Source organism: Nostocoides australiense Ben110 (assembly GCF_001050535.1).
In the GTDB taxonomy this organism is placed as follows: domain Bacteria; phylum Actinomycetota; class Actinomycetes; order Actinomycetales; family Dermatophilaceae; genus Nostocoides_A; species Nostocoides_A australiense.
In genome coordinates this window covers 1,395,674-1,407,479 of record NZ_HG764815.1, presented here as the reverse complement: position 1 = coordinate 1,407,479, position 11,806 = coordinate 1,395,674, and the positions used below count along the sequence as shown (strand labels likewise).

The following is an 11,806-nucleotide window of genomic DNA, read 5'->3' as shown; positions in this document are numbered from 1 at the left end:
GCACGCCGCGGCAGCCGGCCACCTGCCCGCCATCGACGCGCTGCGGGTCAGCGGGCGGGTGCGCGACGCGGTCGGCCTCAGTTCGGCGCAGCGGGCACGCAATATCTCCGGCGTGATGCGCGCCTCCCGTGACGTCGCCGGCCAGGTCGTCGTCCTCGCCGACGACATCGTCACCACCGGTGCCACGATGCGCGAGGCCGTCCGGGCGATCGAAGCCGCCGGCGGGGTGGTCGTGGCCCGTGCCGCGATCGCCGCCACACCCCGGCGATTCCGCGAAGAGCAAGGCGAATCCCTGCACAACGGGACCGAAGTGAGCTAGCGTCGGTACATGAGGGCCATACCCCGCACCGACGCCACGAGCGGAGAGGGGTGATGCGACTGGCTGGCCACAAAAACCTTTCCCGCGCAACAGGTCCCGCTTGTCCGTAGGACGCGATCCGGACAGCAGGCACGGCGGGATCCACCGCAGCACGATCGCATCACCCGACCTCAACGAGGAGAACCCATGGATGTTGTCATCTCCGGCCGCCACCAGACCGTCAGCGATCGATTCCGTGATCACGTCACGGAGCGAGTGGGCAAGGTCGAGCAACTCGCGCCGCGCGCCCTGCGCGTCGAGGTCCTCGTCAGTCACGAACCCGCGCGCAGCAAGGCCAAGGCGACCGAGCGCGTCGAAATCACCTGTCACGCCCGCGGACCCGTGGTGCGTGCCGAAGCGACCCATGACGACAAGTACGCTGCCTTCGAGCAGGCGATGGACAAACTGCTCGAGCGGCTGCGCCGCGCCAACGACCGCCGCCGGGTCGCCCGCACCCGAGGCAAGAAGCCGGCCGAGGTGCCGCTCGAGGCGGTCCTCACCGAGCCCGCCCCCGCCCTGGAGGTCGACGACGAACGCGACCTGTTCGGCGCCATCGGCGACAGCCCGATCGAGGTCCGCGAGAAAGTCCACCAGAGCGCCCCGATGACACTCGCAGAGGCGATGGCCGAGATGGAACTCGTCGGTCACGACTTCTTCCTCTTCCAGGACAGCGAGACAGGCAAGCCGTCGGTCGTCTATCGCCGTCAGGGTTGGAACTACGGCGTCATCCACCTCGAGGTCGCCGCCCCCGCGGAGGCCGCTAGTTAGGATCACCCCATGACGATGCGCCTGTCCCAAGCACAGGCGCGACGAATCGCGTTGGCCGCCCAAGGATTTGGGCGGCCGCGCGGCGTCCGGGAGCCGACGATGCGCGACATCCAGCGGGTCATCGACACGGTCGGGTGCATCCAGATCGACAGCGTCAACGTGTTGGCGCGCAGTCAGTACCTCCCGTTCTTCTCCCGCCTCGGGCCGTATGACGTGTCCCTCCTCGACCGAGCCCGCGACCGGGCGCCGCGCCGGCTCGTCGAATACTGGGCGCACGAGGCGTCGCTGATCCCGCCCACGACGTGGCCGCTGCTCGACTTCCGGATGCAGCGCGCGCTGTCCGATTCGTGGGGCGGGATGCAGAGCGTCGCTCGCACCCGGCCCGACCTCGTCGCGGCGGTGCTCACGGAGATCGAGGCCCGCGGGCCGCTCACGTCGCGCCAGACCGAGATCGCCCTCGAACACGACGTGCCGCGATCGAAGGAGGACTGGGGCTGGAACTGGTCGCTCGTGAAGAACGCCCTCGAACACCTCTTCTGGGGCGGCCAGATCGGATCGTCTGGCCGCACAACGCAATTCGAGCGCAAGTACGACGCCCTCCACCGCGTGCTGCCCCCGGCGGTGCACCCCCACGCGATCGAGGCGAGCGACCGGCCGCCGGTGGAGACGGCATACCGGCAGCTCGTCGAGATCGCCGCCCGCGCGCACGGCGTGGCGACAGTGCAATGCCTGCGCGACTACTTCCGCCTACCCGTCAAGGCGACCCAGCCCGCGATCGACCGGCTCGTCGCCGACGACGTCCTGATCCCGGTCGAGGTCGAAGGGTGGCGGCGGGCGGCCTACCTGCACCGCGACGCGCGGCGGCCGCGACGGGTCGAGGCCAGGGCCCTGCTCAGCCCCTTCGACTCGCTGGTCTGGACGCGGGACCGCGTCTCCGCGCTCTTCGGATTCGACTACCGGCTCGAGATCTACGTGCCCGCGCCGAAGCGCGTGCACGGCTACTACGTGCTGCCCTTCCTGCTCGGGGACGAACTCGTCGGCCGCGCCGATCTCAAGGCCGACCGCGCCGCCGGCGTGCTGCGCGTCCAGCGGCTCACCTGGGAACCAGGGCGCGGCGGGTCGAGCGACCGGAGCGAGTTGGAGGCCGAACTCGACCTGCTCGCCCGGTGGCTCGCCCTTCCCGCCGGCACCGGGTGACGCCGTGCCGTCTGGGGTGCCGCGCCTCAGTGCAGGGGCTGCATGTCGAAGGCCGACCACAGGGGGCCGGCGTCGTCGGGCACGGTCTTCGTCCAGCGCGGCGTGGTGATCCAGCACTCGCTGCCATAAGGGTCGCAGTTGGTCGTCACGACGCCGCCGCCGGGCGCCGGCGCCTCCTCGAGTGGGATGCCCAATTCGCCTTCGCAGACGAACTCCGAGATCACGCTGACCCTGCCGGTGGCCACGGCATACACGCCGCTGGTCTCGACACAGTCCGTGTTGCCGCTGAGCGAGAACCAGATCTGGGCCGAATCCGCCGTGAAGTCGATCCGGTCGTCGCCGACCCCGAGCGGGGTGACGCCGTCGTCCGGCCAGATCACGGTCTGCACCACCCGCTTGACTCCGGTGGCCCGGGTGATGACCACCAGGCGGTGAGAGCCGCATCCGGCGGCCTGCTTGGTGCGTTGGACATAAGCGAAGTACTTGCCGTCGGCCGACCAGGCGGGCTGCGAATTGCCGCAGGTCGTGGCGCCGTCGGTGGTCAACCGCTTGGCCACACCGCCCGCCGCTGGGACGGCGTAGATGTCGCCCCTGCCGCTGATCACGTTGACGAAGCCGACCTGACTCGGCTTGCCGGTGACGGGCATCCAATTGGGCTGCCAACTCGGGCCGACCGACACCGTCTTCTTGGCCGTGCCGTCGGGCTTCATCACGACGATATTGCGAGCGCCGGTGGCGTAGGCGAGTTTGGTGCCGTCCTGCGACCACCGCGGGTGGTCACCGACACCGGGCGTCAGCCGCTTCAGCATCACCTGGCCGGCGACGAGCCGATCGCTGTAGATGCTGTGGTCGAGACCGACGTACGCCAGGGCGCCGGGCCGGCCGGGGGAGGTGGCGTGGCTACCGGTCGCGGCGAGCCCCACGGCCGCCGTCACAGCCAGCGCGCTCGTCAGGTCTCGCGCGAGTGTTCATGAGCTTTCCCCCTCTCGTCGGGGGGCGGCCGGTGGCCCCCTTTCGACGGTAGGGATTCGGCAGGTGGCCGGCGACCGGTTGTGAGCTACCGATCATTGGCGCAATCGTTCCCAGTGATCGGCGGGGCCGACCGAGCCGTCGGGAGCGGTCGCCTGGGCCTCGTGTCCCCAGCGGGTGAAGCCGGCCGATTCGAGGATCCGGTTGCTGGCGGCGTTGTCGGCGGCGGTCTCGGCGACGAGGCGGCGTAGGCCGAGCCCGTCGGGCGAGAGGGCGTACGCCGTGGCGAGCCGCGTTGCGCGGGAGGCGAATCCGCGGCCGCGGGCGCTCGGCTTGAGGAAGTAGCCGAGTTCGGCGGTGTCCCCGTCGGTCATCGACCCCTGGTGGACGAAGACGAGCATCTCACCGACCGGCTCGTCGGTGGCGGGGTCCGCAATGCACCAGTTGACGGAGGTTCCCTGCGACATCAGCTCCCGCCGCCGCATCAGCCAGGCCTCGAAGGTCTCGGCCGTGGGGATCGCGCGCTCGGGCACGTGATGGCTCGGATGGTCGTGCGGCTCCGCGACCGCGAGGTCGTCGTCGCGCCACCCGCGCAGCCGTATGCCGTCGCTCTCGAGCGTCGGGGGCTCGAACCACGGTGCCTTCGGTTTCGTGAGGTCGTCGTCCGCGCCCACGCTGGCCGCCCAGGCGTCGAGGGCGACCGCCTCCGGGTCGCCGGGTGCCGGGGCGAGTTTCTGCGGCAGCAGCCCGTGGTGCTGGAATCCGCACGCCCACGCCACGCGCCACGAGGCGACGTTGCCGCGGGCGGCATACCAGTAGAGGCGGTGCCCGCCGAGGTCGCCGAAGTAGTGACCGGCGAGCAGCCGGACGGCGCGCGACATCAAGCCCCGACCGCGGCCGGCCGGATGCAGCCCGAAGCCGACCTCGGCGGTTCCGCCCGGCCCGTGGCTCAGGTCGATCGTGCCTAAGTACTCGTCGGGATCGGCGGCGCCGGCGATCGCCCAGTGCAGGTTCCCCGTGCCCGCGTTCCAGCCGTCCTCGATCAGCGTGAGGAACTCCTGCGCCTGCTGCATTCCGTATGGCCGCGGCACGGTCGTCCACCGCATCGAGGCGGGGTCGTTCGACTGGGCCACGATGCCCTCGGCGTCCGACGGCCGGTGTGCGCGCAGCAGCACCACGCCATCGGTGAGGGTGGGGACCACGTCGGGGAACGCCATACCGCCCATCCTTTCCTGGCCAGGGGCGGAGGTTCCAGTCGATTGCCGGTATGCCGCGCCGGCCGGAACCATCCGGCCGGAACCATCCCGGCGGGGCGAGGCGTTGGGGCCACGGTGGAGGCTCGATTAGGCTGAGCAGGTTCCGAGAGCTACGTCAGGAGAAGTCGCGTGCCCAAGTTCGTCGAAAGGCTGCTGCGTGCCGGCGAAGGCCGCACCGTCAAGCGGCTGGAGAGCATCGCCGCGCAGGTCAACGCCATCGAAGAGGACTTCGAGAAGCTCACCGACGCCGAGCTGCGCGCCGAGACCGACGTCTTCAAGCAGCGCCTCGCCGACGGGGCCACCCTCGACGACATCCTCCCCGAGGCCTTCGCCGCCGTCCGAGAGGCGAGCAAGCGCACCCTCGGCAAGCGGCACTTCGACGTGCAGATCATGGGCGGCGCGGCCCTGCACCAGGGCAATGTCGCCGAGATGAAGACCGGTGAGGGCAAGACGCTCGTCGCGACCCTGCCGTCCTATCTCAACGCCCTGACCGGCAAGGGCGTCCACGTCATCACCGTCAACGACTACCTCGCGGCATACCAGTCCGAACTGATGGGCCGCATCCACCGCATGCTCGGCATCGAGACCGGCTGCATTCTCTCGGACATGACGCCGGAGCAGCGGCGCGCCGAATACGCCAAGGACATCACCTATGGCACCAACAACGAGTTCGGCTTCGACTACCTGCGCGACAATATGGCCTGGTCCACCGACGAACTCGTGCAGCGTGGCCACAACTTCGCCATCGTCGACGAGGTCGACTCGATCCTCATCGACGAGGCCCGCACCCCGCTGATCATCTCCGGGCCGGCCGACCAGCCGACCAAGTGGTACACCGAGTTCGCCAAGATGGTCACCCGGCTCAAGCGGGGAGAGTTCGAGTCTGGCCTTGGCGACTACGAGGTCGACGAGAAGAAGAAGACCATCGGTGTGCTGGAGTCCGGCATCGACAAGATCGAGGACTTCCTCGGCATCGACAACCTCTACGAGTCGGTCAACACCCCCCTGATCGGCTACCTGAACAACGCCATCAAGGCCAAGGAGCTCTTCCACCGCGACAAGGACTACATCGTCGCGAACGGGGAGGTGCTCATCGTCGACGAGCACACCGGGCGCATCCTCTCCGGCCGCCGCTACAACGACGGCATGCACCAGGCCATCGAGGCCAAGGAGGGGGTGGAGATCAAGAACGAGAACCAGACGCTCGCGACCATCACCCTCCAGAACTACTTCCGCATGTACGACACCCTCTCGGGCATGACCGGCACCGCCCAGACCGAGGCGGCCGAACTGCATTCGATCTACAAGCTCGGCGTGGTGCCGATCCCGACGAACATGCCGATGATCCGCGCCGACCAGGCCGACCTGGTCTATCGGACCGAGGAGGCGAAATACCGCGCCGTCGTCGACGACATCGTGGCGAAGCACCGCAAGGGGCAGCCGGTGCTCGTCGGCACCGTGTCGGTCGAGAAGTCGGAGTATCTGTCGGATCAGTTGCGGCGCAACGGAGTTCCGCACGCTGTCCTCAACGCCAAGCAGCACGAGCGGGAGGCGTCGATCGTCGCCGAGGCCGGCCGCAAGGGGGCCGTGACCGTGGCGACCAATATGGCCGGCCGCGGCACCGACATCATGCTCGGCGGCAACCCCGAGTTCCGGGCCGTCGCCGAGCTGAAGAAGCGCGGCCTGGATCCGCAGGAGACGCCGGAGGAGTACGAAGCGGCCTGGGACGAGGCGCTCGCGCAGGCCGAGGCGGCCGTCGCCGCCGAGCACGACGAGGTCACCGAACTCGGCGGGCTCTATGTCCTCGGCACCGAGCGGCACGAGTCGCGCCGCATCGACAACCAGTTGCGGGGGCGCTCCGGGCGTCAGGGCGACCCGGGGGAGTCGCGCTTCTACCTGTCCTTGCAGGACAACCTGATGCGCCTGTTCAACGCCGGGTTCGTCGACCGGGTCATGCAGTCGACCGGCATGGATGAGGACACCCCGATCGAGGGCAAGCTGCTCTCCCGCTCCATCGAGAGTGCCCAGAGCCAGCTCGAGGGGCAGAACTACGAGATCCGCAAGAACGTCCTCAAGTACGACGATGTCCTCAACCGCCAGCGCGAGGTCGTGTATGCCGAGCGGCGCCGGGTCCTCGAGGGTGAGGACCTCGAGGAGCAGGTCCGCAGCTTCATGACCGACGTGATCGACGGCTATGTCGTGTCCGAGACCGCCGAGGGGTATGCCGAGGACTGGGACCTCGACCGTCTCTGGGCCGCGCTGAAGAACCTCTATCCCGTCGGGGTCACCCAGGAGCAACTCGAGGAGGCCGCCGGCGGCCGCACCGGGCTGACGTCGGAGGCCCTGCGCACCGAACTCGTTTCCGATATCCACCACGCGTATGACGCGCGCGAGGCCGCCCTCGGCGAGGGCGTCACCCGCGAACTCGAGCGCCGGGTGATCCTGTCGGTGTTGGACCGCAAGTGGCGCGAGCACCTCTACGAGATGGACTACCTCAAGGAGGGCATCGGGCTGCGGGCGATGGCCCAGCGCGACCCGCTCGTCGAATACCAGCGCGAGGGCTACAACCTGTTCGAGGCCATGAACGAGGCGATCAAGGAGGAGGCCGTCGGCTTCCTCTTCAACGCCGAGGTCCAGGTCCAAGAGCCCGAACCGGCACCGCTGCAGCCGGTCGCCATCGGCGACATGCTCCGCGGCCTGGACGCCGCCCCGGCCGACCAGCGGCAGCCGCAGGACGCCGCCCTCGAGGCAGCCTCGGCTGCAGCCCGCCCGGAGGTGCACGCCAAGGGACTGGACGAGATCGTGCGCCCCTCACGCCTGCACTACTCCGCTCCCAGTGAGGACGGCGGCGTCGAGGAACACGACACGGGCAGCGCTGCCCCCGAACTCTCCGAAGCCCAACTCGCCGGCGCCCGCCGCAACGATCCCTGCCCCTGCGGCTCGGGCAAGAAGTTCAAGATGTGCCACGGCAAGGGCGCCTGAGCGGCTCAGCCCAGTTCGAGGGCGGTGACGCGCCAGCCGGTCCTGCCGGCCTCGGCACGCAACGCCATCGCCCGCACCCGGGGTCCGGCGAGGACGAGCACGACGCTCTCGGTGACGGTCTCGTCCGGACGCGTGCTGTGCACCTTCGCGACGGTCGGGCGGCGCATCTTGGTGGCGGCGTTCTCCCGGCGGCGGGAGGCCGATGCATGACGGCGCGCGACGGCGAGGTAAACCTCGGGCGCGCACGAGCGCACCACCTGTGACGGCGGCCGCAAGCCCAGCATCACTTCGAGCAGGGCCTGGGCGATCCCGCCGATCCAGGCGTGCGGATCGGGCAGATCGGTCGGCGCCACCGCCCGGTCCACGTCGCTGCGACGCGGCATCAACTCGAAGGCCAAGGCGTCCTGGACATAGGGCATGCTGCGCTCGTGGCCCGTGCCGAGTGCCTCGATCGGGATGTCGGCGGGCAGCGCCGGCGGCCGGTGTTCGGGGATCGGCAGCACCTTGATGGGTCGCAATGCCGCCGGCGGTGCGGCGCGCTTCGACGTCCGGGTGCTCATGACGCCACGTCCGACGGGACGACCAAGCGCAAACCCGGACGGATCAAGTCGGGGTCGGCGCCGATGCGGGCGCGGTTCGCGGCATACCAGCGGGGCCATTCGGCGTCGATCTGTGCGGCGGAGGCGCTCGGGCCGAGCCGGCGAGCGACGATATCCCACAGGCACTCGCCCCGGCGGACCACGACCTCCTCGAGGCCGGTGCCCGTGTCGGTGCCGGTGCGGGTCAGTCGGATCAGCGGCGAGGCGGTGTCGGCGCCGGCCCCCCAACGCGGATCGGGTGCCACGGCCGGGCTGGAGGGGAGCCCAGCCGTAGCACCCGCCCCCGGCTGGGCCGGGGCCGTGAGGACCGTCTGCGGCGCCGGCATCGTCGCCGCGGCCGGTGTCGCGCTGCCGATTCCCACGCCGATCAGGGCCGCGGCGATCCGCGTGCGCCACGTCATCGTCGTCGCAGCTGCCAGCTGCCGACGGGCGCGGGCGAACACCTGACATTGATGCGTGATGTCCAAGACGGCGGCGAGCAGGACGGCGAGTCCCGCCGTAGCCAGCACGGCGATGAGCGCCGCCTGCGGGTCAGCCTGCGCCGCGCCGATCGCGGCCATGGCGACCGACCCCATGTGCCAGGTGATGACCGTGAGCAGCGCATTGACCCCCGCCAGGGCGGCAAGGGTCGCGATCGTGCGGACCCGGCTCGGTCGTGCCGGACGCCCCCCGTATGCCATGACTCCTCCTGCAGGTGATGCGCCAGATTGCGCCGCTATGGTGTCGTTTGATGAAGTTTGCTGCAATTTGATAAACTGTGCAACAGCTAGCGGCTGATCCTGTGGAGAACGCGCAGCGACCGCCCGCTCTACCTACGATTGGGCGTCATGGAGTCCGGCCACCGGTGGGAGCGGCTCTTCGCCGACCTGGAGGCGCAGGTCGCGGCGGAGGAATTGCGCGAACGCGATCTCGAGATCGCCGACCGCACCCGCCGTGAGCGTGCGCTGACCACGCTCGGCGGACGGCTGGCCGCGCACCGGGGCGAGCTGGTCGACCTGCACTTGGTCGCCGGGATCCGGGTGCATGGCCGCCTGATCGACATCGGAGCTGACTGGCTCGCCCTCGCCCCCACACCACATCGCGCCGTTCTGGTCCCGCTGAGCGCCGTCGTCGGCGTCGGCGGTCTGGGGCCGCGGACCTTCGAAGGCGGCAGCGCCCGGCGCTTCGCCCTGGGCTCGGCGTTGCGCGAGATCAGCCGGGACCGGCGCCGCGTGCAGGTCCTCGACACCGCGGGCAAGGCGACCGAAGGCACCATCGACGTCGTCGGCGCCGATTTCGTCGACCTCGCCGAGCACCCCCGCGACGAGGCGCGACGGGGCGATAACGTCCGTGCCGCGCGCACGATCCCCTTCGCCGCCATCGCCTGCGTGCACAGCGAATAGGGGTCAGCCGGAGTCGCGATCCCCCTGGGCGCGGACGAAGTCGGCCGTCTCGGCATACATCCGTTGGATGTAGTCCTCGAGCACGCTCGTCTCCACCCGCCACTGTCCGCGTCCGCCGATCTTGATGGCGGGCAGATCGCCCGAGCGCACCAGCGCGTAGGCCTGGGCGGCAGAGATGTCGAGGATCTCCGCGAGCTCGGTGAGCGAGATGAACCGCTTCGGCATGCCCCGATTCTGCCGCACCGCGACCGGTCGACCGTCGCGTGTTATCCCCAGACGCGTCGTTTCAAGATGCCGACTCGCGCGCTGTGGGTCATAGTGGCTGCACACATCAGGCCCGTGGGGGGAGACACTCATGTCGCAATTGCCGGAACCGCGTGCGAAGCGCCTGCGCCGCCCGTCGTGGCGCGACACGCGCCTGCTCGTCGGGGTGGCTCTGGTCCTGCTGGCGACCGCGCTGGGGGCTTATGGTCTGCGCGCCGCGGATTCCCGCGTTCCGGTGTATGCCGCGCGCACCCAGCTCGTCGCCGGTCAGCGCCTGACGCCGGAGTCGCTGCAGCGCGTGGACGTCCAGTTGTCGGACGTGTCGGCCGGTTATCTTCCGGTCGCCGACGGGCTGCCGTCGGACGGGTATGTGCTACGGGAGGTTCGTTCGGGTGAGTTGGTGCCGCGCGCGGCCGTGGGCAGCGGCGCGGAGGTCGCCGTCTCGCCGCTGTCGATCGTGGTAGATCAAGGCTCCGCGGGGGCCCTGGTCGTCGGCTCGACGGTGGATGTCTATGCGAGCACTCCCAAGGCGGACAAGAGCTCCGGATCCGGGTATGACGCCCCGCGAGCAGTGCTCGAGTCGGTGCAGGTTGCCCGACTCAGTTCGGGGTCGGGATTCGGCTCCTCCAGCAGGAGCAGTGCCGTCCAGGTCCTGGTACCGCGCGAGCACATCGCCGCCCTGATCACCCTGGTCGACTCCGAGGCGCACTTCACCCTGGTGCCCGTGCCCGGCTCGGCCCTGCGGGAGGCTTCGTGACCGTCCGCATCCTCACCGGCGTCGAACCGCGCCACGAGGCGCTCGTCGCCCGGCACCTCGCGAGTCTGCCCGGGGTCGAACTCGTCCGCCGTTGCCCCGACCTCGCCGATCTCGTCGCAGCCGCGTCAGCGGGGCTCGCCGATGCCGCGATCGTGTCCGCCGGCCTGCGTGGGATCGAACGGGACACGCTTGGTCACCTGCGCGATTGCGGTGTGGTGGCTGTCGGCCTGGTCGATGACGAGGAGCAGGAGCGACGGCTGCGTCAGCTCGGGGTGGCCGCGACCTTGCCGGCGGACTGCACGGCCGAGGAGATCGACGCCGTGCTCACCCGCTCGCTCAGCCGAGGGTCGGCCGAGGCCGGGGCGGTCTCCGACGAGGAGTGGGCGGCCCTCGAGGCGGGCTTGGACCCGGCGGGCGCTCCTGCGCCGCCCGACACGCAGGATCCGCGGGAGCGGGCCGGCCGCGGCCGGCTGGTGGTCATATGGGGTCCGGCCGGGGCGCCGGGCCGCACCAGCGTCGCCATCAACCTCGCCGGCGAACTGGCGCTGACCGGCCGGAGTGTCTTGCTCATCGACGCCGACACCTATGGCGCGAGCATCGGACAGGCCTTGGGTCTGCTCGACGAGGCCCCCGGCCTCGCGGCGGCGGCCCGTGCCGCTGAGCTCGGGACTCTCGACGTGCCGACGCTGGCGCGCTTGTCGCCGGTCGTCGAGCCGGGATTCCGCGTGCTGACCGGGTTGCCGAGTGCGAGCCGGTGGCCCGAAGTGCGTGCCGACTCGATGGGTCACCTGCTCGACCTGGCCCGTGCGCTCTCGCAGGTCGTGGTCGTCGACATCGGTTTTTGCCTCGAGGACGACGAGGAACTCAGCTACGACACGCGGGCGCCCCGGCGCAACGCCGTGGCCGTCACCACGCTGGCGGAGGCCAACGCCGTGGTGGCGGTCGGAGCGGGTGATCCCGTCGGGCTGCAACGACTTGTCCGTGCCCTGCCGGACGTGCAGGCGGTCAGCCCGCGCGTGCCCACGGTCGTGATCAACAAGGTCCGTGCCGGCGTCGCCGGCGCCTCCCCGGCCAAGCGCATCTGCGAGGCCCTCGACCGGTTCGCCGCCGTCAGCGTCGAGCACACCATTCCCGAGGATCAGGGTGCCTTCGACAAGGCGCTGCTCGCCGGACGGCTGCTGTCCGACGTCGCCCCCAAGAGCGCCGCCCGCTCCCGGATCCGCGACATCGCGCTCGCCGTCGCGCCAGATCGGGCCGTGGCGGTGGCGCCGGCC

The 11,806-nt window shown here is 70.3% G+C and carries 12 protein-coding genes; 7 read left to right on the top strand and 5 right to left on the bottom strand.

Features of this window, described 5'->3' with window-relative positions:
• The 3 genes from BN11_RS06775 to BN11_RS06765 all read left to right on the top strand — a co-directional run.
• Window positions 1–319 (top strand): ComF family protein (locus BN11_RS06775; protein WP_268807078.1); only part of this gene is annotated, 319 nt, incomplete at its 5' end.
• A 186-nt stretch (window positions 320–505) separates the two neighbouring features.
• A complete protein-coding gene (gene hpf, locus BN11_RS06770) occupies window positions 506–1,126 on the top strand; it encodes a ribosome hibernation-promoting factor, HPF/YfiA family (RefSeq protein ID WP_048696088.1) in 621 nt (206 codons plus the stop codon).
• A gap of 15 nt (window positions 1,127–1,141) precedes the next feature.
• Entirely contained in the window at window positions 1,142–2,323 is a 1,182-nt protein-coding gene (locus BN11_RS06765; protein WP_157044344.1) for a winged helix-turn-helix domain-containing protein, read from the top strand.
• Window positions 2,324–2,349: 26 nt separating this feature from the next.
• On the opposite strand, the gene BN11_RS06760 is transcribed toward BN11_RS06765, so the two are convergent.
• Entirely contained in the window at window positions 2,350–3,258 is a 909-nt protein-coding gene (locus BN11_RS06760) for a TolB family protein (protein ID WP_048696083.1), read from the bottom strand.
• Window positions 3,259–3,387: 129 nt separating this feature from the next.
• On the bottom strand, window positions 3,388–4,509 hold the full coding sequence (locus tag BN11_RS06755; protein WP_053084027.1) for a GNAT family N-acetyltransferase: 1,122 nt from the start codon (window positions 4,507–4,509) through the stop codon (window positions 3,388–3,390).
• Window positions 4,510–4,677: 168 nt separating this feature from the next.
• Between BN11_RS06755 and secA the strand changes: the two genes are divergently transcribed.
• A complete protein-coding gene (secA, locus tag BN11_RS06750; RefSeq protein WP_048696082.1) occupies window positions 4,678–7,530 on the top strand; it encodes a preprotein translocase subunit SecA in 2,853 nt (950 codons plus the stop codon).
• 5 nt (window positions 7,531–7,535) lie between these two features.
• Here the strand turns inward: secA and BN11_RS06745 are convergent, their stop codons facing one another.
• Window positions 7,536–8,090, bottom strand: coding sequence for an Rv3235 family protein (locus BN11_RS06745; protein WP_048696079.1), 555 nt, complete (start codon window positions 8,088–8,090; stop codon window positions 7,536–7,538).
• Window positions 8,087–8,809 carry a LysM peptidoglycan-binding domain-containing protein gene (locus BN11_RS06740; protein ID WP_048696076.1) on the bottom strand — a complete coding sequence of 241 codons (723 nt, stop codon included), beginning with the start codon at window positions 8,807–8,809 and terminating at the stop codon, window positions 8,087–8,089. The genes BN11_RS06745 and BN11_RS06740 overlap by 4 nt, the downstream gene beginning before the upstream one ends.
• A 147-nt stretch (window positions 8,810–8,956) precedes the next feature.
• Between BN11_RS06740 and BN11_RS06735 the strand changes: the two genes are divergently transcribed.
• Window positions 8,957–9,511 carry a hypothetical protein gene (locus BN11_RS06735; RefSeq protein ID WP_048696074.1) on the top strand — a complete coding sequence of 185 codons (555 nt, stop codon included), beginning with the start codon at window positions 8,957–8,959 and terminating at the stop codon, window positions 9,509–9,511.
• Between the two features lie 3 nt (window positions 9,512–9,514).
• Here BN11_RS06735 and BN11_RS06730 read toward each other — a convergent pair whose 3' ends face one another.
• Window positions 9,515–9,736, bottom strand: coding sequence for a helix-turn-helix domain-containing protein (locus BN11_RS06730; protein ID WP_048696072.1), 222 nt, complete (start codon window positions 9,734–9,736; stop codon window positions 9,515–9,517).
• A gap of 130 nt (window positions 9,737–9,866) precedes the next feature.
• On the opposite strand from BN11_RS06730, the gene BN11_RS06725 reads away from it, so the two are divergent.
• Both BN11_RS06725 and BN11_RS06720 read left to right on the top strand, forming a co-directional pair.
• Window positions 9,867–10,532, top strand: a complete 666-nt coding sequence (locus tag BN11_RS06725; RefSeq protein ID WP_048696069.1) for a CpaB family protein — start codon at window positions 9,867–9,869, stop codon at window positions 10,530–10,532.
• The coding region (locus BN11_RS06720; protein WP_053084026.1) for an AAA family ATPase at window positions 10,529–11,806 on the top strand (1,278 nt) is incomplete at its 3' end. The genes BN11_RS06725 and BN11_RS06720, both read left to right, overlap by 4 nt.

What these genes read in the sequence shown, in the direction of transcription:
- hpf (WP_048696088.1), top strand. Translation starts at nt 506, where the DNA reads ATGGATGTTGTCATCTCCGGCCGCCACCAGACCGTCAGCGATCGATTC.
- BN11_RS06755 (WP_053084027.1), bottom strand. Translation starts at nt 4,509, where the DNA reads ATGGCGTTCCCCGACGTGGTCCCCACCCTCACCGATGGCGTGGTGCTG.
- BN11_RS06745 (WP_048696079.1), bottom strand. Translation starts at nt 8,090, where the DNA reads ATGAGCACCCGGACGTCGAAGCGCGCCGCACCGCCGGCGGCATTGCGA.
- BN11_RS06735 (WP_048696074.1), top strand. Translation starts at nt 8,957, where the DNA reads ATGGAGTCCGGCCACCGGTGGGAGCGGCTCTTCGCCGACCTGGAGGCG.
- BN11_RS06730 (WP_048696072.1), bottom strand. Translation starts at nt 9,736, where the DNA reads ATGCCGAAGCGGTTCATCTCGCTCACCGAGCTCGCGGAGATCCTCGAC.
- BN11_RS06725 (WP_048696069.1), top strand. Translation starts at nt 9,867, where the DNA reads ATGTCGCAATTGCCGGAACCGCGTGCGAAGCGCCTGCGCCGCCCGTCG.
- BN11_RS06740 (WP_048696076.1), bottom strand. Translation starts at nt 8,809, where the DNA reads ATGGCATACGGGGGGCGTCCGGCACGACCGAGCCGGGTCCGCACGATC.
- BN11_RS06765 (WP_157044344.1), top strand. Translation starts at nt 1,142, where the DNA reads ATGCGCCTGTCCCAAGCACAGGCGCGACGAATCGCGTTGGCCGCCCAA.